A 20,612-nucleotide genomic window follows, 5' to 3' on the forward strand; every position below is an offset into this window, starting at 1 on the left:
TCGGTGTGACGCTTCTGCGTGGTGCGGATGAAGTCGTCGTTCGCGATGTTCAGGTGCTCCCAGCCCACCACCTGTCAGGTGGTGGGCCCACGGCCACACGGTACGGAACTACGGTGCGGTCACCAGCGGTACCAGCGGCCGCTGCTGCCCTTCGGGCGGGCGACGAAGCCGATCAGCCACAGGACGAGCAGCACGATCGCCACCCACCACAGGACGTTCATCGCGAAGCCGGCGCCGAACAGGATGAGCACGAGCAGAAGAACGAGAATCAGGGGAACCATGGTTATCAACCTCCGACGCACCGTCTGCCCCACCATCCCTCGGTCATGCGTGCGATATTTACGGGATTCTTAGGGCGTTGAGCGGGAAGTGGTACTCGCCCGGATCGGCGCGGAGCCGCGCGCTCGGCAGCACAGGCCAACCGTTGGGCCGCGTGGTCGGCAACGAGCGGATGACCGCCGAAGGGCGGGCGGAGCAGGCCAGGGGCAAGGCTCGCGAGGCCAAGGAGCACGTCAAGGGCGCCCTCCGAGTCACCTCGGAAGGAGCCGTCCGTTGGAAAAGGGAGACCTGGCAGGTCCGAAGTGAGTCGACCGGGGTAGGCGGGCTTCGAGAACACACCTGACGAGGGGCGGACGGCAATGTCGAATTCCGAAGGGCCCGCAACGGAGCCCGACACTGAAGTGGGGCACCCGGGCATCGTGGAGCCGGTGCTCGACATGGACCTGCGGCTTCTGGTCGACCTGATGGACTCCGACGAGGCCAAGGAGGCCGCCGTCGGTGTCACTCTGAACGTTCCCGGAGGAATCGTCTCCGGGAACATCATCGGACGCGAAGCGTATTTGGACAGCTGGGACGCTCTGACCAGAGGATCGGGCATGTCCGGCCTCTCAGGGTTTCAGAGGGAGGCCGAGAGGGCGCTGGACCGGGCCGGCGTTCCCAAGCCCACTGATTTCCCGCGGTGGATCCACCTTCGGGACGCCGCTGTCATGACGCCCAACCAGCTGGTGCGGTTCCCCATCTGGCGTGGTCGGCTGGCCGACGTGTCCGGCTGGTTCCTGGGCGTCCTGAGGGACGACCCGAAGGCGTAGGCGAGGGGCGGGCCGGCTACTCCGGCGGCCGATACCGATCGCGATGCCCTGGACGCCGCGCACCACCGGCCGCGTGGTGCGCGGCGACCGTTCCAGGCACCGTGAGCCGTCCTACCGCGCTGTCCTCCAGTCCAGCCGGAGGACGGCGACGTCGTCCGTGTGGCGTGCCGCGTTCAGGGCCTGCGTCTGTGCGATCAGACGGTCCACGTGCGCGGCGGGGTCGTCCGGCGGGATCTGCTGGATGAGGCTCAGGAGGCCCTCCACGCCGAGCCGGTCGCGGCCGGAGCCGTGGTGTCCTTCGGTGAGACCGTCGGTGTAGACGGTCAGTGCGCCGACCGCTGGCAGCGGAAGGACCGTGGGAGTCCAGTGACCGATCCCCGGGGCGAGGCCGAGAGCCGTCCCGTGTGCCGCGGTCACCTCCCGGGTGCCCTCGGCCGTGGTGAGGAGGGGACCGTGGTGACCGGCGAGGTGGAAGGTGGCGGTGGCCGCCTTCTGGTCGAGGGTGATGATCGTGCAGGTGGCGAAGAGCGGCTCGTCGCCGCACTCGGCCACCAGGACCCGTTCCATGAGCCCCAGGAGCGCGGGGCCGCGGTGGCCGCCGAGGACGAGGGAGCGCCAGGCGACGCGCAGGCAGACGCCGACGGCGGCGGCGTCCGGGCCGTGTCCGCTCACGTCGCCGACGACCGCGTGCAGCAGTCCGTCGTCGCCCTCGACGACATCGAGGAAGTCTCCGCCGAGCAGGGCACCCTCCGCACCGGGCAGGTAACGGCTGGTCACGGTGACGCTCGTGGTGTCCAGGATGGGCTGGGCGAGCAGTCGGCGTTCGAGGCGGGCGTTCTCCTCGGCGCGCAGCCGGGCCTTCTGGGCCTGGGCGGCGGAGCGCTCGGTCGCGCTCCGGTAGACCGCGTAGCGCAGGGTCCGGCGGAGCAGTTCCGGCTCCACCCGGCCCTTGACGAGGTAGTCCTGGGCGCCGGCGGTCATGGTCTCGGCGCCGGCCTGGCTCTCGGACAGGCCGGTGAGCACGATCACGGCGGTGTGCGGGGCGAGGGCACGGACGGCGGCGACGGCCTCGGCACCGGATACGTCGGGCAGGTGGAGGTCGAGGAGCACGCAGTTGTGCGCGTGGGAGGAGAGCTCGGGGCGGGCTTCCGCGAGCGTGGTCCGGGTGGTCAGCTCGAACCGGAGCCCGGTGTCGTGGAGGAGCTCCTCGACGAGCAGGGCGTCGGCCTCGTCGTCCTCGACGAGGAGGATCCGGTACGTCGGATCGGCGGGAGCCGGAGTCGCGACGTGGGTGCGGGTGAGGGTCACGGCGTCTGCTCCGACACGACGCCCGCCGGCTGCGCTCCGGTGGCTTGTTCGGAGGCCGGGGCGCCGGCGAGGGTGAACGTGATGCGGGCGCCGTCGCGGTGGTCGGGGTCCACGGCGATGGTGCCGCCGTGGAACTCGACGATCTTCTTGCACATCGCCAGCCCGATGCCGCTGCCCTTGTAGGCGTCCTTGGTGTGCAGCCGCTGGAAGATCACGAAGACCTTCTCGGCGTACTCCGGAGCGATGCCGATGCCGTTGTCGGTGACGGCCAACCGCCACAGGTCGCCGTCCCGTTCCGCGGAGACGTGGATGCGCGGCGGGATGCCCGGGCGGTGGAACTTGATCGCGTTGCCGATCAGGTTCTGCCACAACATGCTCAGCTGGGCCCCGACGCCGGTCAGGGACGGCAGCGCGTCGTGCGTGATCGACGCCCCGGTCTCCTCGATGCTCATGCTCAGGGAGGACAGTGTCCGCTCGTGCAGTTCCTCGAGGTCGACGCTCTTCAGGTCGTCCTGCAGGCGCCCCACCCGGGAGAACTCGAGAAGGTCGTTGATGAGGACCTGCATGCGGTTGGCTCCGTCGACCGCGTACGCGATGTACTGGTCCGCCCGTTCGTCGAGCTGTCCGCCGTAGCGGCGCTGCAGGAGCTGCGTGAAGCTGGAGATCTTGCGCAGCGGCTCCTGAAGATCGTGGGAGGCCACGTACGCGAACTGCTCCAGCTCGGCGTTGGACCGCTGGAGGTCGGCCGCCTGTGCGTCGAGACGCTCGCGGGCCTCCTCGGCGAACGCCAGTTCCCGTACGAGTCTCCGGCGCATGGAGTCGATCTCGCCGCTCAGCTGCCGCAGGTCCGCGGGCCCCGTCGGCACGATGGGATGCTCGAAGTTTCCGCCCGCGATGACCCTGGCATCCGTGGCGAGCTGCCCCAGGGGGGCGGTGATGCCGCGGCGCAGGGCCTCGAAGACCAGGGCCGCCAGCAGCAGGATGAGCCCGGCGATCGTGCCGAACACCCAGTTCCGCAGCGACATCGTGTCCGACAGATCCTCTGCGGCGCGCGCACGCTCGGTACTCAGACGAGCCTGCTGCGTACTCAGCGCGGCGCGGACCGCGTCGAACGCCCGCTTCCCCTCCGCGGCCCGCTCCGTGGCCAGGGGTGAGGCCGAGCCGGCCGGGGCGGCCGCGATCGGTCGGGCTATCCGCTCCTGCCAGGCCTCCACCCGTTCCTCCACCACGGCCAGGTCCCTCGTTCCGGCCGGGTCACCGCGAAGCAACTCACGCAGTCGGGTGGTGAAGGTCCTCTGCTCGTCGAGACCCTGCCGGTAGGGCTCCAGGAAGTCGGCGGCTCCGGTGAGTCCGTAGCCCCGGACCCCGGTCTCCTGCTTCAGCAGCGCCGACTCCAGACGGAAGGTCGTACTCAGGGAGGGCGACCTGACGCTCACGAGGTCGTCGCTGAGTGAGGCCGTACGCCCCAGGACCCACGCCCCGGTGAGGCCCAGGACGGTGAGAACCGTCAGTGAGGCCGCCACGCCCACGCGCAGCCACCGACGGGTCGTCCAGGTCGACAGCCTCCCCGTGCGCGATCTTGCCGTTCCACTCATGCCGCATGCCCCTCCGGTGGTGGCCACCCTCAACAGAGACGGGCGGCAGTGCACACTGTAGAGGGGTGAGCGACAACAGATGTTGTCGCGGGGTCGGATCTGGGCCTACAGTGCCGGATATGCCCAGCAGGAACTTGGTTCTGCGCACCACATCCGACGAGACCGCCGCCGTCGCGACAGCGGCGGTCGCCCAGTTGGCGGGACGCCTCACCCTCCATCTCTCCGCCGAGGACATCGCCCCGGAGGGGGGGAGCGGACATCGTGCCCCGAGATGCGGCGCAGTCCCTCAGCCTGCTTCACCTGCTGGAGCACATCCACAAGGCCGCCGAGCGGCTTCAGCGAACCGCGGCGCTTACCGCGGCCCGCGCGGGCGCCGGATACCCCCCGGATCGGCGACGTATGCGGGATGAGACCCGCCAGAGCGCCCGGCGCCGTTGGCCCGGACTGTTCGACCACTCCGACGCAGCACCCATGGAGCACCCGATGACGACCGCCCCTGCCCAGCCCTTCGACGTCCTCCTCGTCGAGGACGACGTGGCCGACGCCATGCTGATCGAAGAGGCCCTCTCCGAACGGGGCACCCGCAATCTGGTGCAGGTCACCGACGGTGTCGCGGCACTCGAGCACCTGCGCGCTCCCGGCACCCGCCGCCCCGACCTCATCGTCCTGGACCTGAACATGCCCCGCATGAACGGCCGGGACCTGCTCAAGGTTTTCAAGACCGACGAGGACCTCCAGACCATCCCGGTCGTCGTCCTCACCACCTCCTCCGCCCCCGACGACGTGAACGGCGCCTACAGCAGTCACGCCAACGCCTACGTGACCAAGCCGGTGAATCTGGAGGAGTTCGAGACGGCCGTCCAGAGCATCGACGCCTTCTACCTCGACACCGCCACTCGGGCGCCCCGCGACTGATCACGGACGACCCGGCTTCGTCCGTATCGGGAAGGCCTGGACTGGGTCAGGGCTGCGTCCGGGCTGCGTCCGGACTCTTCCGGGCCGCATCCGGACCCGGGCGGGCTGCATCCGGGAGGGTCCGGACCGAGGAATGACTGCTGAGCGCCCGCCATCATCCCCCGAGGCGGGCGCTCACCCGTGCCCGGGCAGGTCCTGCCGCCGGCCCCGTCGCACCGGGCCCCCGCCGCGCGGCGATCACCCGGCGTCGCATGGGAGAGAGCCGGAGGGGCCCCTGGCGATCACCGGAGGAAGCGCTGCCCGAGGCCGGTGCCGCGAACGACTCGGACGTACGCGCCAAGGGTGACAGCCACCCTTTCCGCCGGTCAGGGCCCCTTCACGTTGTCAGACTCCTGGGAGGATGCGCGCCGGTGGGGCGTGGCTGAGGCGGGGGCGGCGGGACAGGGTGGGCGTGGCTGAACGCGGGACGACCGGTCGTGCCGATCCCGATGGGGCGGGGCCGGGCGGGACGGACCGCGGAGTCCCGCCCGCACGTGCGGCCCGCGAGGGCCGACCGGGCCCGCGGCAGCCCGGCGAGGATGCCGGCGAACAGGTGCGTGCGGTGCCGCGGCACGTGGCCTGCGTGATGGACGGCAACGGCCGCTGGGCGCAGCAGCGTTCGCTTCCCCGAACGGCGGGCCACCGGGCCGCGGAGACCACGGTCATCGACGTCATCGAGGCGGCCCGGGCGGCCGGCGTCGAGTGGCTCAGCCTGTACGCGTTCTCCACCGAGAACTGGAGCCGCCCCGGCGCCGAGGTCGAGTACCTGATGCGTCTGGTCCGCCGGGTCGTGCGCAAGCACGCGCCGCTGTTGCTCGCCCGGGGCATCCGGTGCCGCTTCCTCGGGGCCGCCGATCCGCGCATCCCCCGTGAGCTGGCACGGGACTTCGACGACCTCACGACGCTGACGGCCGACAACCGGGGCATGACGCTGACCGTCGCCTTCGACCACGGCGGGCGCCGGGACATCGTCGAGGCCGCGAGGTCGCTGATCCGTAGCGGGACGCCCCCCGACGAGGTGACCGAGCGGGTGTTCGCGGACCATCTCCCGTTCCCCGACACCCCCGACGTGGACCTGGTGATCCGCACCTCGGGCGAGCAGCGCATCTCCAACTTCATGCTCTGGCAGGTCGCCTACGCCGAGTGGGTCTTCCCCGAGGCGCTCTGGCCGGACTTCCGGGCCCCCGACTTCCTCGCCTGCCTGCACGCCTACCGGCGCCGCGACCGCCGCTTCGGTGGCGTGCCGCCCCGGACCAACGGAGACCCATCATGAGCACCGGAACCACCGGAACTACGGGAACCACGGGAACCACCGGAACTACGGGAGCCACCGGAACCACCGGAACAGGTGGAACCACCGGAACCACCGGAACGGCCGACGGGGGAGACCTGTTCGGCCCCGACTCGCACTTCCGCGCCTTCTTCGATGACCCGCGCTGGGCGCTGGCCATGATCCGCGCCACCGTGCTCGAGGCCGCTCACCCGCAGATCGGCGCCGCCCTCGTCGACAACTCCACCTTCGTCGCCCACCCCTGGCGCCGCCTCCGCAACACCTTCCTCAGCATGCGGCGCATGTTCGACACCGACCCGGCGGTACGCGAACGGGAGGCCGCCCGGCTCAACCGGCTGCACGCCCGGATGAGCGGTTCCGACTCGCGCGGCCGCGCCTACGAGGCGATGAACCGCGCGACCCGCGCGTGTGTGGTCGCCACCCTCTTCGAGAGCGGCGTCACCATGTGCCGGCTGAGCGGCCAGCCGCTCGACCAGCACACCATGGAGCGCATGTACGCCGAGTACCGGGCCTTTCTTGCCGCGCTCGACGGCGACGCCGGTGAACTCCCCGCGGACCTCCACGACTTCTGGCGGTACTTCGACGGGGTCGTCGAGAACGAGCTGGAGAACACCGAGGCAGCCCGCGTCATCCTCTACCGGCTCTTCGACCACCTGCCCGCCCCGGCGCTGCTCGACGGCGCCCCGACGCTGTGGGCGGCGGGCCGAGCCGTCGCCGGTCCGCTCCTCGGCGCGATCACCGTCGCCTCGCTTCCCGAGCCCTACCGGCGACGGGCCGGCCTGCCGGAGATGCCCGGTGCCCCGACCCTCATGCAGGGCGCCTACTTCGCTGCCGGACTCGCCCGCTTCCTGCCGGAAGGCTGGATCAACGCCGAGAACATCATCGAAGTCCTCTCGCTCTCGCCCGAGAGCGACGACCCGCGCGCCCGGACCGTGACCGCCCTGCGCGCCCGCATGAAGCGGGCGTCGGCCCTGCTCCGCCTCCTCGCACCGCTGGGCGCCGACCCCGACGCCGCTTCGGAACCTTCCGCCACCACGGGCGAGGGCCGACGCTCGGCGGAGGAGTTCTTCCGCCAGGTGCTGGACCAGACCGGCGACGGCCACCTCGACTGGCCCGACCTCGCCGCCATCGCCCGCGAACTCTCCACCCGCCTCGACCTCGACGAACCCGAGGAGACCCGGCTCTACGACGCCTTCGCCGCCTGGTGGCGCGAGCTCCAAACCGCCCTCGACACGGACGGCGACGGCCGCGTCAGCGTCGAGGAGTACGCCGCCGCCGTACCGTCCCTCGCCGGACCCGCGCTCATCCGTGTCGCCGAGGTGCTCTTCGAGGCCACCGACAAGGACGGCAGCGGGACCATCGACGCGGACGAGTACCGGACCCTCTTCCGGACCGCCTTCCACCGCGACCTCACCGCCACCGGCGGCGCCTACGGCCGCAGCGCCTTCGTCGGCGACTTCCTCTCCTTCATGTCGGGCCGCCGCACGAGCACCCCGTACGACCCCCTCCTCGCCGATGCCTGACAGCGTGGCGTCGGGATCCTCGGGCGAGGGAGAGAGACATGCCCGCGCGGGGGCCGTATGGGGAGGGGCCGGTGGAGCTGCCCGGAACCTCGGTACGGATACGCGAAGATCCGGGACGAGTCGTACGTCAAGTCCGTGATCCCGGGTATGCGCAGTATGGGGAGTCACCCGCGTGCCGGGTGGGCCCGGGGCGCGGCGTTCCGCCCGGGCGCCGCCGGTTTCTCTGTTCGGCCCTACGGAAGGCGTTTTCTGATCATGAGCTCCTCACAGACGGTGCGTCCTCCTCCCGCTCGGGCGGACAAGGGCAGCGATTTCGCCCGGCTCTCCCGGAAGATCCAGGAAGCGGGGCTCATGGCCCGGCGTCCCGGGTACTACGCACTGCGGATCCTGGCTGTCACGGCCCTGTACGCCGCCGGGTGGACGGCCTTCGTCCTGATCGGCGACAGCTGGTGGACGCTGTTGGCGGCCGGGTTCATCGCCTTCGTGTTCGGACAGGTGGCGCTGCTCGCGCACGACATCGCCCACCGGCAGGTCTTTCGGCTGCGCAGGGCCAGCGAGGTGTCCGGGCGCGTTGCCGGGAACCTCGGTATCGGCATGGGATACGGCTGGTGGCAGGACAAGCACACCCGTCACCATGCCAACCCCAACCACGAGGACCTGGATCCCGATCTCGACCCGGACATCTTCGTCTGGACGCAGGACCAGGCCCGCGCGGCCAGGGGACTGCCGCGACTGCTCGGCCGCTCGCAGGCCTTCCTGTTCTTCCCGCTGCTCACGCTGGAGGGATTCAACCTGCACCTGGCCGGGGTGCGGTCGCTGTTCGGCCGCTCACTCAAGCACCGCGCGTGGGAGGGTTCCCTGCTCGCCGCGCACCTCGCCGGCTACCTCGGCGTGCTGTTCCTGGTGCTGCCGCCCGGCAAGGCGATCGTCTTCCTCCTCGTCCACCAGTGCCTCTTCGGTGTCTACCTCGGCTCGATCTTCGCCCCGAACCACAAGGGCATGCCGATCCTGAGGGGCGCCGACCGGCCCGACTTCCTGAGGCGCCAGGTCCTCACGTCGCGCAACGTGCGGGGAGGCCGGTTCACCGACATCGTCCTCGGTGGCCTCAACTACCAGATCGAGCACCACCTCTTCCCGAGCATGCCCAGCCCGCACCTGCGCAGGGCTCAGACCATCGTCCGCGGCCACTGCCGGGAGCTCGGGGTCAGCTATCTGGAGACCAGCCTGTTCCGCTCCTACGGTCAGGCCCTCGCCAGCCTCCATACGGCGGGAGCCGCCCTGAGAAGGCCGCGCACCGCCTGACGAGGCAGCGCCGTCTTGCGGGGTGGGCGCCTCGTGAACCACCGAGAAGTGTCGGTCTGATCTCTTGTTTCTCGGTGTTTGAAATATGTCTTTCCGGTCAGGTGTGGAGGGGAGGAAACGTACCAATGATTGGAGAATGTCCATGTCTGTGGTGAAGAGTCCGCTGTCGGGATCCGACCTCAAGACGGTCGGGGACGCCCTTCAGGGGGCCCTCGTCGACCTGGTGGACCTGAGTCTCGTCGCCAAGCAGGTCCACTGGAACGTCGTCGGGCCGCGTTTCCGCTCGGTGCACCTGCAGCTCGACGAGGTCGTCGCCACCGCTCGTCAGCACTCCGACGTGGTGGCCGAACGAGCCTCGGCGGTGGGGGTGAACCCGGACGGCCGGGCCGAAACGGTGGCCTCGGGCAGTGCCATCGGTACCGTCCCGACCGGCTGGATCAAGGACACCGACGCCGTGAAGATCCTCGTCGACGCTCTGGGCGCGGTCATCTCGCGGATGCGCGAGCGGATCAAGGCCACAGACGCGCCTGACCCGGTCACCCAGGACATCCTCATCGCGCTCACCGCCGATCTCGAGAAGCACGCCTGGATGTACCAGGCGGAGAGCGCCTGAAGTCGGAGGCCCGGCGGAAGCCCGACGCGCGGTCCTCGACGCCCTTGCGTTCTCCGCCGTCCTGGTCACCCCGCCCTGCGACCGCACCTGACGGCGGGAGGGCCACGGCGGGCGTCAGCCTCACCGTGGCCCACTCGGCGTACGTGCCGGTGACGACTGTCCCGGCGCCGTCCCGGCCCACGGCCGGCTGGCTCAAGGCCGGCTGGCTCACGGCCGGCTGGCTCACGGCCAAGGGCAGCTCAGAGAGCCTGATGCCTGGCCGTGGCCAGGGCGTCCTTGACCTCGCGCACCAGGCGCTCCGCGTCCTCGGGGTTGTTCACCACGTCCCTGCGGTTCATGTCGACGACGAGGACCTCGCTGGCCGTGTAGTGCTTGTACACCCACTCGTCGTACCCCGACCACAGCGTTCGGTAGTACTCGACGAGGTGCTCGTCCTGTTCGAAGTCGCGCCCCCGCAGGCCGATGCGGTGCAGCACCGTCTCGAAGTCCGCTTTGAGGTAGACCATGAGATCGGGCGCCTTGCGGTACGGCAGGCCGTCGATCTCGCGCATCATCTCGTCGAGCAGGCCCTCGTACACCCGCATCTCGAGTGAGCTGATCCGTCCCAGGTCGTGATTGACCTTGGCGAAGTACCAGTCTTCGTAGATGGACCGGTCGAGGACGTTGTCGCCCTGCTTGTACGCCGCCTTGATCGACGCGAACCTCGTCTGCAGGAAGTAGAGCTGAAGCAGGAAGGGATAACGGTTCGCCTGGATCTCCTCGGCGCTCGCCGTGTAGAAGAGCGGAAGGATCGGATTGTCCTCCACGCTCTCGTAGAAGACTTCGCTGCCCAGTTCCCTGGCGAGCAGCTCGGCGACACTCGTCTTGCCGATTCCGATCATGCCGCCGACGCAGATCACCGGCATACCTCACTTCTCCTGAAACCCATGTTCGTGCGGGCGAGCTGGCTCCCGCACCCTTGAGACGCACATCGGCGGGCACATGATTCCCAGGAGCCTTGTGATGAGCGTCATGTGGTCTTGGTCGGGGGCGGGATCACGGTCTGACGTGGATCGGACCGATCTTCGTCGACCTGCGGGATGGACCGCTACGCGGTCGCCGCGCAGGTTGACATGGCGCTGCCCAGCAGCCGTCCTGAATCCTAGATGACGATGCGCCCCGCACTGGACAGAGCGCCGGCGTCGGGCGCCGTCCGGCGGACTCGCCACCACACCCGAGCGAGCCGCCTGCGGCAGCCCTGTCCGTACCGACGAGATCCGCGCCTGGGCCCGCGCCCATGGTCACGCCGTCGGTGATGCCCTGTGCGGCGATCGTCAGAGATCTCGTCGGGCGGGCTCTGCCCGCTCCACCGTGGAAGACTGCACGGATGACTACCGTGGTTCACCTGCGCGCGTACGCCACGGCCCTCCCGGAGGTCGAGGAGGGCACGTCTCGTGGCCGGGTCGCCTTCTCCGTACGGGGCAACGGCTTCGTCTCGGTGGCGAAGGACGGCCACGTACTCCTGCGACTGCCCCAGGACGAGACGGAAGCCGCAGTGGCGGCGCACGCGACCGGCGAGGGCGTCATCCGGGCGGGCAGGCCGATCGGATTCCGCGTGCCCCTGGCCGATGTCAACGGCAAGGACTTGAACGCCCTGGTGCGGGCTTCCTGGTTCAGCCGGGCGCCGAAGCAACTCGCGGCAGCGCTGGCCGCCGCGGAGGCCTCGGCCGACGAACCGGGCGGCGACCTGCCCGCCGGTATCGGCAGGCCGGCGACGCGGGCTCTGCTGGGCGCGGGACTGACGACTCTGGACCAGGTGGCGCAGCGCACGCGGCGCGAACTCCTGGCCATGCACGGTGTCGGTCCGAAGGCCGTGCGCATCCTCGCCGAGACGCTGGAGGAGCGGGGCGCGTCGCTGCCGGAGTGACGGCGATCGAGCGCCGCCCGCTCCTCGGGTCCGCCGCCCGCGCCCGGGTGCGGGTCGGGGATCGCCCCTGTGCGGACACAGGCCACACCGCCGCGCTCGGTGGTATGCGGCCCTGAGGGCAGAACCGCCGGCCACGTGAACCGTACGGGCCCCGCTCGGAGCGGCCCCTCCGGACGCCCGGCCGGGAGCCGGGCGCGTGCGTCATCAGGATCGAGGCCGACTGACCGGCTCCGGCACGGCCGTCGTGATTTCGGGCTCCAGACCCTCAGCGGGTGTGGTGTGCCGGCGGCCGATGTCGCCGCGCCACGCCTCGAAGGCGAGCGTGGTCGCGGTGACCACGGCCAGTCCGAGCAGCCAGCCCCCGACCACGTCGCTCACCCAGTGCACACCGAGCGCGACCCGGGTGTAGCTCACCCCGAGCACCGCCACCACGGCGAGGGCCCACGGCAGAGGCCGCCACTTCCGGGGTACCAGCGGGAGCAGGACCAGCAGCAGGACGGCGCAGGACGTGGTGGCCGTCATGGCGTGCCCGGAGGGGAAGGAGAAGCCGGGAGCGTCGGCGACGGGGTCGGGCAGATGCGGCCGAGCGCGCTCGACCACATGCTTCGCGAGCAGGCCGACCAGCCCGCTCGCCGTCGCGGTGACGGCCGCCCATGCCGCCAGCCGCACGGCCCGGCGCCTCCAGAGCCACACCACGATCGCCGCCACCAGCAGCCGCATGGTCAGCGGTCCCCACGCGACGTGCGTGAGGAATTCGAGCACGCGGACCCAGGCGGGATGGTCGAGCGCCGAGCGGTGCAGACGTTCGGCCACGTCCTGGTCGAGCCGGTGCAGCGGTGCCCAGCGCGACTCCACGAGAACCAGCGCGAGGGAGAACGGAACGGCCGCCAGGGCGGTGAGCACCACGCCCACCGCCAGCCGCGCACCGAACCGGGCGTCGGGCCCGCCGTGTCCCGCCACGAGCCGGCGGAGACGAAGCCGCCAGGTGCCAGGGGAACGCTCTGTCATGGTCGGTACGGCTCCTTTGGGTTGTTGGGGCGGAAGGGGGTCGCCCGGGGAGGGGACGAGGCCTGCCGGGGGCCGGATCAGGCCGTGCGGGGGAGAGGGGCAGGGGCAGGTCCTGCCGGGGGCTTCAGACGCCGGGATCCTTCGTGACGGGAGCGGCCACCCCCGCTCGTACGGCTTCCAGCTGGGCGGCGAAGGACAGGCCCAGGAACAGCGCGAGCGAGGTGAGGTACGACCAGAGCAGCAGCGCCATGAACGCGCTGAGCGGGCCGTACACGATGGTGAATGAGCTGGAGGAGCCCACGTACAGGCTCAGTGCCCACGTCGCCCCGAGCCAGAGCAGGAGATGGACGGTCGCGCCGAAGGCGAGCCAGGTGTAGCCCGGTTGAGTACGGCGGGGCGAGCGGCGGAACACCACACTGGTGGCGAGCACGGCCAGCAGGATCCCGACCGGCCAGCGCAGCACGTCCCATGCGCGGTGGGTGGCCGGGCCGAGATGGTAGACCTCGATCAGGGCGCGGCTCAGGTCGGATCCGAGGACGGTGACGCAGAAGCTCAGTCCGAGGGGGAGCCCGGCCAGGACGGCCATCACCAGCCCACGGGCGTACTTGTGCAGGAACGGGCGGTCGCGTTCCACCCCGTAGATGCGGTTGGCGCCGCGTTCCACCTGGCACATGCCGGTGGTGACGTTGGCCACCGAGAACAGCAGACCGAGCCAGAGGGCCGCCGCGCCGCCTTCTCCCGCGTGGCGACGGCTCTCGCGCAGGGCGTCGTCCACGACACCTTGGCTCGGGCCGCTGATCCGGCGGATCGTCAGCTCGGCTATCCGCCCGATGTCCTCGGTGTGCAGCACACCGGAAAGGCCTATGAGCGCGATGGCGAAGGGGAGGATCGCGAGGACGGTCTGCAGGGCGAGGGCCCGGGAGTGGCTGAACCCGTCGGCGTACCGGAACCGGACGAAGGAGTCCCGAAGGAGGGCCCAGCCTCCGTAGCGGCGGAGCGCGGCCCAGGCGTCCTCGCCGGACAGACTGTCGCCCTGCTGGCGCAGCTCGGCCTCGACGGCCTTGACCTCACTGCGCTGCGGTACGCGCGTCGCGGTGCCCATGGTCTCCCCCTTCCCTTCCGGTCGTACCACCCGTGCCTGCCGTAGCAGCCGTGACAGCTTGGCCTGCCTCGCCCGGAGCGCCGGTCACCGCGGTCCGGTCGGCCGGGCCGGGCACTTCGGCCCGGTCCGGCGTGCCTGTGCGGGAGGGCGCGGGCAGCCGTACCCGCAGCGCCCCGGGCTCGATCTCCGCGGTCAGTCGGGTGCCCGCCGGGAAGACGTCGCCGTCGACCTCGCGCGGCTGGGGGCGAGTGAAGTGGAGATCGACGCGGGTCGCGCCGAAGTACTCCAGGGCGCCCTGCGCGACGGGCCGCTCCCGTGCGTCGGACGTGTACGGCGCCGGTTCGCCCGGTGCACCGACCTCGCAGGGTGCCGACTCGTGCGGTGCGCCGGACGCGTACGGCGCACGGCGGCCCGATGTGCGGGAGAGGAGGTACCCGGCGGCGGCGAGCCAGCCCGTCACCCCGCGCGGGTCGAGCAGGACGACGTCCAGGCGGCCGCTGTCGGGCCGGGCCTGCGGGAGCAGGGGCAGCCCGCCCTGCAGGGTGCCCACGTTGCCGATGACGACCATGCGGGCCCGTCGTTCCAGCACGGGGCCCCCGTCGAGCCGGATCGAGAGGCGCATCCTCGGGTCCCACAGGTGCCGCGCGGCCGAGAGCACGTACGCGGCCCAGCCCAGGCTCTCCTTGAGCCGCGGCGAGGCGTCCCGGACCATGGCGGCGTCGAATCCGGCACCGGCCATGACCGCGAACCGGGTCGGCGCGAGTCCGTCGCCCCGTATCCGGCCCATGTCGAGCCCGACGGTCTGCCCGGACAGGGCTTCCCGCAGGGCGGCGGCAGGTTCGGTCGGCAGCCGCAGGTTGCGGGCGAGGAGGTTCCCCGTACCGCACGGGACGATCGCCAGCGGGATCGACGTTCCGGCCACCACGTCGGCGCAGGCACGCACGGTGCCGTCCCCGCCGCACACGACGACCAGGTCGGCGTCCGTCCCGGCCAGGGTCGGGGCCAGCGCGCCGGACGGGTCCTCGGGGGTCGTCCGGGTCCACTGCTGCTCCGTGTACCCGTGGTGCTGCAGCACGGCACGGACCCGGGCAGCGGTCTCGTCGCCGCACGCGTGCGGGTGGCGTACCACCACAGCCCGCCGAGTTCCGCCGGCGGCTGCGTCCACGGCTGAGTCCACGTCTGAGTTCGGGCCTGAGGACGGGTCCAGGTCCACGTCCGTGTGTGGGTCCCGGGTCGAGTCCGTGGCGGCCTCGGCGTTCTGGCGGCGCGTCGGGAGCAGCGCGGACGCCACGAGGGCCAGCGTGCAGGCGCCGTTCAGCAGCCCGGCGACCACGTCGGAAGGGTGGTGCATGCCGCGGTACACCCGGGAGGCCGCCACGGCCAACGGGATCAGCAGGAGCAACCCCACCACGACGTTCCGCCGAGCACCGCGCAGGTGCCGGGCGGCGAGGACGGCCAGGCCCCCGAAGAGAGCCATGGAGGCCCCCACATGACCGGACGGGAAGCTGGACGTCGGCGGGGCCGGGTCGAGATGAGGCACCCCGGGGCGATCGCGGTTGACGACGAGGGTGACGAGGAGGAAGACCGTGGACTGCGCGGCCACGGTCAGGGCCAGGAATGTCGCCTCCCGCCACCGGGGCACGCGGGGAGCCAGCAGCAGGGTGACCGCGGCCAGAACGGTCAGGGCGATCACGCTCTGCGTGTCGGCCAGCATGGACAATCCGTCGGTGAGCCACGTGGCGGAGGGGGTGCGATGGGCGGCCAGGGCACGGTTGACACCGTCTTCCGCCGACAGAGGCGGGTGGTTCGAGAGGGGCCCGGTGATCAGCAACCCCACCGCGGCCACCACGGCCGTCTGTACGGGCAGCAACAGGAGGAGGCGACCGGGTCTGGCTCCCGCCTTGTGTGCGTTCGTCATTGACCGCGTGTTACCCGTAAGCGCCAGGAAATGCGTGCACCGTGGCGCACGGCCCGCCGTCGGGCCGATCGGCGCCTGAACACCCCCTACCCGGTGGGGGACTTCGGCGGTCGGAGCCGCCTCGGAGGCGGGCTTGAGCTCGCGGGGTGCGGAGTCTTGTGCCCGGTCGGCGCGAGGGGGTACACAGTGCATGTGACTGACTGGTAGTTCAGTAGCGGCGGAGCTGCGCGCCACCGGCAGGGGTGGGGCGGACGACTCGCAGAGGTCCCGGCAGCGCCCCGCTCCGCTCGTCGGAGCAGGGGCGAGGGGCGGGCATATTGGTGCATACCAACAATTACCCTCCCGACAGGGGTCGAATCGACCGCCGCCGCGCTACGCTCCTGCGCATGCCGACCATGAACATGCCATTTCGAGCTCGCCTCGGCGCGGCCCCGCGGGGCGCACCGCGCTCGGTCCGGACCACGTCCTCACGGAGAACCGGGCGGTTCTCCGTCGTCCTCCTTCTTCTGCTGGGCCTCCTGGGGACACCGGCTCTGGCGAGCGCCGCGCCGCCTCCCACGCCCGCCCGCCCCGCCACGGCCGCCGCCGCGCCCGCGACCGCGAACGCCCCCGCCGTGGCACTGGCGCGGGCCCGCTGGGGCGACCGGCGACTCGACGAGGTCTCCTTCCTCGCGACCCACAACGCCTTCGCCAATTACGAGGACTCCCGCTGGAGCTCCGTGGCACAGTCCGAGTCCATCCGCCACCAGCTCGACAACGGGGTGCGGGGCCTGAGCCTGGACACCCACTGGTACGAGAAGAGCAGGTGGCTCTGCGTCATCAGCTTCGGCAGCGACTGCTACCCGAGCGATGTCTACCTGTGCCACGGGGAGTGCAAGACCTTCGCGGGCGTCACGTACGCGCTGCCCCGGCAGTCCTTCCAGGGCAGCATGCAGACCGTGGTGGACTTCCTCGCGGCCAACCCCCAGGAGGTGGTGTCGATCTTCCTGGAGGACTACGTCAGCGCCCAGCAGCTGGGGAACTCGCTCGGCCGGGTACGCGGCCTCGACCAGGTCCTCTTCCGGCCCGACGCGTGGAACGTGCGCCAGCAGGGGTGGCCGAGGATGACCGACCTCGTCGCCTCGGGGAAGCGCCTGCTGATCTTCAGCGACGAGCCCGACCGCGAGCACCTCGGCGTCATGTACGACAAGGCCTGGACCGTCAGCAACTACTGGAGCCTCGGCGACCTCGGCAACGACGTCTCCTGCGTGACCCGGTGGGCCGACGTGCCACTGGACCGTCAGGAGCCGGGCTTCCGCCGCCTCTTCACCATGAGCCACCAGCGGAACGTCCCCACGCTCATCAACGCCGCCCTCGACAACGGCACCAAGCTGCGCGACCGCATCGACCAGCGGTGCCGCCCGGCGGCCGGCGGGCGCGACCCGAACTTCGTCTCGGTCGACTTCCACCGGGTGTCCGACCGCAGCGGCCACACACCGGCCTCGATCGTCGCGGAGCTGAACGCCCGCAACTGAGCCCCGTCGGCAACCCCTCGCGATCCACCCGCCTCCGGTGTCACGGCGGGTGGATCGCCCCATCCCGCGCCATCGGCCGGACGGGCTCCGCAGGTCGCTGAGCGAGGTGGCGACGCCGAGAACTCCGCATCGGCGTGCGGACGCGTCGGTCCGCAGACGTCAGGGTGCGGACGCGTCGGTTCCGCAGAGTCGGCGGCGCGTCGGCCCGCCGCGCATCACGTAATCGCTCACTTGCGCGTGTGTCTCGTCCAGGTCGTGGCGGTATGGCAGCCGACGGACGGTGTCGGCTACTTCGCCTCGTTCCTCGGATGCGTGGCGGCCTTGCCGTAGTAGTCGACACCGTCCACCGCGGAGAGCGCGAGCACCGGCTCGTTGTTGGCCGGCTTCAGCTGTGGGGTCAGCATGATCGCGGGAAGACGCCGTCCGCCGTCCGCCGCCATGATGTGGCCGACCTTCGCCACGTAGCCGGTCGGCCGGTGGGGCGCGTGGCGGCCGGCCGCGCCGAGCCCGTCGCCGTCGCGCCCGCGCTTGCTCTGCGAGGTCAGCGCCTGCACCACGTCGAACAGGTGCTGGTGCCACGACTCCAGGAGCCAGGGGTTGGCGGGCAACAGGCGCCGGCAGCCGTGGGCGGTCATCAGCCGGATCAGTCCCGTGATCGCCTCGTCCTTGCCGACGCGCCGCTCCTGTGGCACCGAGAGGAACGCCTGGAGCGCTCCGTAGACCCTCTGGAGAGCCTCGGTGAAGTCCGCACAGTGCTCGAACTCCGCCCGCCGCAGAACGAGGTGGGTCTCCGCCGTGATGTCCAGGCACAGCGTGTAGCCGCTGTTCACCGTGGGCCTGGCGCCCACCCAGGTGATCGGGCGGTCCGTCATCCAAGCCGACCAGTGTCCCGGCCACTCCTCGTCCGACCGGTAGACCATCGGCTCGATGACGTGGACGTCCTTGCGTAACACCTGCGAGGCACACTTGAACCACTCGGGCACGGGGCGGTCGAGTTCGAGCAGTCCGGCGGCCTCGTTCCACCGCAGGCCACAACCCTCGTAGCCGATCTCGCTCGTGTACCCGAAGACCACGCCCTCCGACAGGCCCAGGGCTCCCGCGGCGTCTCTCGGTGACGCCGGGTTCAGATCGAAGTACCCGACCGAGGTCACCTTCCACAGGCTCGCCAGCTTCCGGGCGTCCAGCGGCGGCCTCGGCTGCTCGATCAGGTGCGTCTGCTCTGCCATGACGGCTCCCTTCCCGCGCGTGCGCGCACGCGCCGCGCCCCCGTCGGCCCCCGCGCGCGAGCGCACGCGCCGCGCCCCCGGTCGGCGCTTCCCCCCGCCGCACGAAGAGGCGGTGACCGCCTTCATGCGGTCACCGACAAGCTTAGAGAGATCGCGAACCCTCGTTGGGGAAATCCCCGGGCTCAACCGCGTGATCCTCCGGGCGACCTGCCGTCGCCGGGGCCTACAGCCGCCACCACCACGCTTCGAGGTCCGGCTCCTCGGCGAACTCGACGGGGCACGCGTAGGGAGACCGCAGCGCGACGGTCAGCGCGTCGGTGCGGCGGACGACGGCTCGCAGGTCTCGCACCGCGTCCATCTCGGCGAGTTCCTCGATGTCGTAGGGGCAGCCGGCGGGGCCCCCGAGGAGGGCCTCACAGCCGAACGCGTACCAGAGGCCGATGAGTTCGTGGTCCCGTTCCTTCTCGGCGGCGACCGCGACCTCGCGGACCACGTCGATCAGCGGCGTACGACGGAGCGGTGCGGCGTCGGATCCGTGGAGCTCACCGCGCGCGACCATCCGCCGCCACAGTGTGGTGCCGGCTTCGCAGTACAGGAACGGCGGTTGGACGTAACCGTCCTCCAGCCAGGACTCGTAGCCGTCGAAGTCGGGAGCGTCCTCGTCGAAGGCGCGCAGGCCGGTGAACTCGGTCAGCGCGTCGAAGTGGGCGGGCCGCTCGGCATGGTCGGGGTGGCGGTTCACCGGGAACCGGTACGCGTACCCCCGGCGCAGCAGGATGTCCATCACGCGGAACCTGGTGAACGAGCAGTCGAAGCCGCTCTCGAAGCCGTAGAGGGCCCCGATCCGGTCCCTGACGCGCGGATCGTCGGACCCACTGTGTCGGTCCAGGACACGGACCGAGTCCGCGATCAGGTCCTCGATCACATGGTCGGACATCGGGTCCCCTCTCTGGCCGGGTCACCCGCGCCCTCGGCCACCGGCGCCACGCGGGCACGCTCTTTCGGGCGAGGGTGAAACATATCCAAGGGCTCGGCGCGTCAAAGGTATCGAGAGCGAGCACATGACCCAACTCGATTCGGGGGAGCCCTTCATGACCCTTTCCGTGCCCCGTGCGGCCACCGCCGTCGCCGTCGGACTGGCGGCGTTCGTCGCCGTTGCCGCGTCACCCGCCGCCGCCCACGCGCAGAACTGGCGGAACGTCAGCCCGCCGGGCAGCAGCGGCAGCGTGCTGTTCGACGTCGAGACGGCAGGAGGTGCCACCTGGGCGGTGGGGAAGCGCACCGACGAGACCACCCGCCCCTGGGCCCCGGTGGCGTTGCGCTGGACCGCCCAGGGCTGGCAGGCGCCCCCGCAGCCCGCCGACCACGGTCGCCTCGAGGACCTCGCCGTCGGCGCGCCCGACGAGGTGTGGGCCGTCGGCACCCGCTACGAAGCGGTGGGCGAGACGGACTGGGACCGGGGACGCGCGCTGCTGCAGCACTGGAACGGCACCGCCTGGAGCGAGGTCGCCCCGCCGTTCCCCGAGGGCGCGAGCGATACGTCACTGTCGGCCGTCGACGTGGACGCCAAGGGCTCGGTCTGGGCGCACGGCGGCTACACCGACGCGACCGGGGAGTACGTGCCCGCCCTGTTCCGGGGGAACGCGGACGGCAGCGGCGGCTGGACCCGGCTGCCGGCGAACACCGGGCTCAACTGGGTCTCCCAGCTGGAGGTCGGCCCCCGCGGCGTCGTCCACGCCATCGGCGACGGCGTCTCCCGGTTCGACGGCACGTCGTGGACCAGGCAGACCCTGCCGGCCGGTCTCGACGGGGCGATGTTCGACGGCATCGAGGTGCGGGCGGCGAACGACGTGTGGGCCGTCGGCCACATCAGGGACGAGAGCCTGTGGCGGCGCCCCGTGGTCGTACGCTTCGACGGGCGCGCCTGGCGCACGGTCCGCACCCCGGCCGAGACGGGACAGCTGTTCGACATCGCCTTCGACGGTTCCGGCCGCCCGGTGATCGTGGGGGAGACCATGAACCCCGACGTCAACCCTGCCGGAAACTACGTCCTGACCCTCGACCTCAAGGGTCTGCTCACCCGCACCGAGAGCCCGCGCGGCGCCGGATTCCTCTACGGGGCGGCGACCGACGCGGCGGGCCGGGTCTGGACGGTCGGCGGCGCGGAGGGCGCGGAGGGCGGTGTCTCCCCGTCGGCGTACGCGGGCATCCGCCGCTGATCCGGACCCATCCCGACGGGCATGTGGAGGTATGCGTCCTCCGAG

Annotated in this window: 18 protein-coding genes and 1 pseudogene; 10 read left to right on the top strand and 9 right to left on the bottom strand. The window is 71.2% G+C overall.

The window, feature by feature from the left end; genetic code table 11:
- Positions 1-119 precede the first annotated feature (119 nt).
- On the bottom strand, positions 120-281 hold the full coding sequence (locus ABT129_RS29115; protein ID WP_351907526.1) for a hydrophobic protein: 162 nt from the start codon (positions 279-281) through the stop codon (positions 120-122).
- 77 nt (positions 282-358) lie between these two features.
- Here ABT129_RS29115 and ABT129_RS29120 point away from each other — a divergent pair.
- Both ABT129_RS29120 and ABT129_RS29125 read left to right on the top strand, forming a co-directional pair.
- Positions 359-526, top strand: a pseudogene (locus ABT129_RS29120) (CsbD family protein); the annotation flags it as partial.
- Between the two features lie 112 nt (positions 527-638).
- The gene (locus ABT129_RS29125) at positions 639-1,088 is read left to right on the top strand and encodes a GvpU-like protein (protein ID WP_351907528.1); all 450 of its coding nucleotides are present in this window, start codon (positions 639-641) and stop codon (positions 1,086-1,088) included.
- Positions 1,089-1,199: 111 nt separating this feature from the next.
- On the opposite strand, the gene ABT129_RS29130 is transcribed toward ABT129_RS29125, so the two are convergent.
- Positions 1,200-2,396 carry a PP2C family protein-serine/threonine phosphatase gene (locus ABT129_RS29130; protein ID WP_351907530.1) on the bottom strand — a complete coding sequence of 399 codons (1,197 nt, stop codon included), beginning with the start codon at positions 2,394-2,396 and terminating at the stop codon, positions 1,200-1,202.
- On the bottom strand, positions 2,393-3,991 hold the full coding sequence (locus tag ABT129_RS29135) for a sensor histidine kinase (RefSeq protein WP_351907531.1): 1,599 nt from the start codon (positions 3,989-3,991) through the stop codon (positions 2,393-2,395). The genes ABT129_RS29130 and ABT129_RS29135 overlap by 4 nt, the downstream gene beginning before the upstream one ends.
- 483 nt (positions 3,992-4,474) lie before the next feature.
- Here ABT129_RS29135 and ABT129_RS29140 point away from each other — a divergent pair, with 483 nt between their 5' ends.
- From ABT129_RS29140 to ABT129_RS29160, 5 genes are all read left to right on the top strand, one after another.
- Positions 4,475-4,906, top strand: coding sequence for a response regulator (locus ABT129_RS29140; protein ID WP_351907532.1), 432 nt, complete (start codon positions 4,475-4,477; stop codon positions 4,904-4,906).
- Positions 4,907-5,498: 592 nt separating this feature from the next.
- Positions 5,499-6,218 carry a polyprenyl diphosphate synthase gene (gene uppS, locus ABT129_RS29145; RefSeq protein WP_351907533.1) on the top strand — a complete coding sequence of 240 codons (720 nt, stop codon included), beginning with the start codon at positions 5,499-5,501 and terminating at the stop codon, positions 6,216-6,218.
- On the top strand, positions 6,215-7,759 hold the full coding sequence (locus ABT129_RS29150; protein ID WP_351907536.1) for an oxygenase MpaB family protein: 1,545 nt from the start codon (positions 6,215-6,217) through the stop codon (positions 7,757-7,759). Before uppS ends, ABT129_RS29150 begins: the two co-directional genes overlap by 4 nt.
- A gap of 255 nt (positions 7,760-8,014) precedes the next feature.
- Entirely contained in the window at positions 8,015-9,061 is a 1,047-nt protein-coding gene (locus tag ABT129_RS29155; RefSeq protein WP_351907538.1) for a fatty acid desaturase family protein, read from the top strand.
- Positions 9,062-9,203: 142 nt separating this feature from the next.
- On the top strand, positions 9,204-9,674 hold the full coding sequence (locus ABT129_RS29160) for a Dps family protein (RefSeq protein ID WP_351907626.1): 471 nt from the start codon (positions 9,204-9,206) through the stop codon (positions 9,672-9,674).
- A gap of 239 nt (positions 9,675-9,913) precedes the next feature.
- Here ABT129_RS29160 and ABT129_RS29165 read toward each other — a convergent pair whose 3' ends face one another.
- Positions 9,914-10,579, bottom strand: a complete 666-nt coding sequence (locus ABT129_RS29165; RefSeq protein ID WP_351907540.1) for a deoxynucleoside kinase — start codon at positions 10,577-10,579, stop codon at positions 9,914-9,916.
- Between the two features lie 461 nt (positions 10,580-11,040).
- Between ABT129_RS29165 and ABT129_RS29170 the strand changes: the two genes are divergently transcribed.
- Complete coding sequence (locus tag ABT129_RS29170; RefSeq protein ID WP_351907542.1) at positions 11,041-11,580, top strand: hypothetical protein; 540 nt, start codon at positions 11,041-11,043, stop codon at positions 11,578-11,580.
- Positions 11,581-11,784: 204 nt separating this feature from the next.
- Here ABT129_RS29170 and ABT129_RS29175 read toward each other — a convergent pair whose 3' ends face one another.
- The 3 genes from ABT129_RS29175 to ABT129_RS29185 form a co-directional block, all read right to left on the bottom strand.
- Positions 11,785-12,588 (bottom strand): phosphatase PAP2 family protein, encoded by an 804-nt coding sequence (locus tag ABT129_RS29175; RefSeq protein WP_351907544.1) that lies wholly within the window; start codon positions 12,586-12,588, stop codon positions 11,785-11,787.
- A 124-nt stretch (positions 12,589-12,712) separates the two neighbouring features.
- Positions 12,713-13,690 carry a YihY/virulence factor BrkB family protein gene (locus ABT129_RS29180; RefSeq protein WP_351907545.1) on the bottom strand — a complete coding sequence of 326 codons (978 nt, stop codon included), beginning with the start codon at positions 13,688-13,690 and terminating at the stop codon, positions 12,713-12,715.
- Positions 13,656-15,608, bottom strand: coding sequence for a bifunctional phosphatase PAP2/diacylglycerol kinase family protein (locus ABT129_RS29185; protein ID WP_351907547.1), 1,953 nt, complete (start codon positions 15,606-15,608; stop codon positions 13,656-13,658). Before ABT129_RS29185 ends, ABT129_RS29180 begins: the two co-directional genes overlap by 35 nt.
- Positions 15,609-15,994: 386 nt before the next feature.
- Between ABT129_RS29185 and ABT129_RS29190 the strand changes: the two genes are divergently transcribed.
- Positions 15,995-17,122: a PI-PLC domain-containing protein gene (locus ABT129_RS29190; protein ID WP_351907549.1), complete on the top strand. Its 1,128-nt coding sequence runs from the start codon at positions 15,995-15,997 to the stop codon at positions 17,120-17,122.
- Between the two features lie 287 nt (positions 17,123-17,409).
- Here ABT129_RS29190 and ABT129_RS29195 read toward each other — a convergent pair whose 3' ends face one another.
- Both ABT129_RS29195 and ABT129_RS29200 read right to left on the bottom strand, forming a co-directional pair.
- Entirely contained in the window at positions 17,410-18,348 is a 939-nt protein-coding gene (locus tag ABT129_RS29195) for a hypothetical protein (protein WP_351907551.1), read from the bottom strand.
- A 223-nt stretch (positions 18,349-18,571) separates the two neighbouring features.
- Positions 18,572-19,285: a hypothetical protein gene (locus ABT129_RS29200; protein ID WP_351907553.1), complete on the bottom strand. Its 714-nt coding sequence runs from the start codon at positions 19,283-19,285 to the stop codon at positions 18,572-18,574.
- 154 nt (positions 19,286-19,439) lie between these two features.
- Between ABT129_RS29200 and ABT129_RS29205 the strand changes: the two genes are divergently transcribed.
- Entirely contained in the window at positions 19,440-20,567 is a 1,128-nt protein-coding gene (locus ABT129_RS29205; protein ID WP_351907555.1) for an NHL repeat-containing protein, read from the top strand.
- Positions 20,568-20,612: the final 45 nt, after the last annotated feature.

Origin of the sequence: Streptomyces sp. NPDC002057 (genome assembly GCF_040296665.1) — a bacterium.
Lineage (GTDB): Bacteria > Actinomycetota > Actinomycetes > Streptomycetales > Streptomycetaceae > Streptomyces.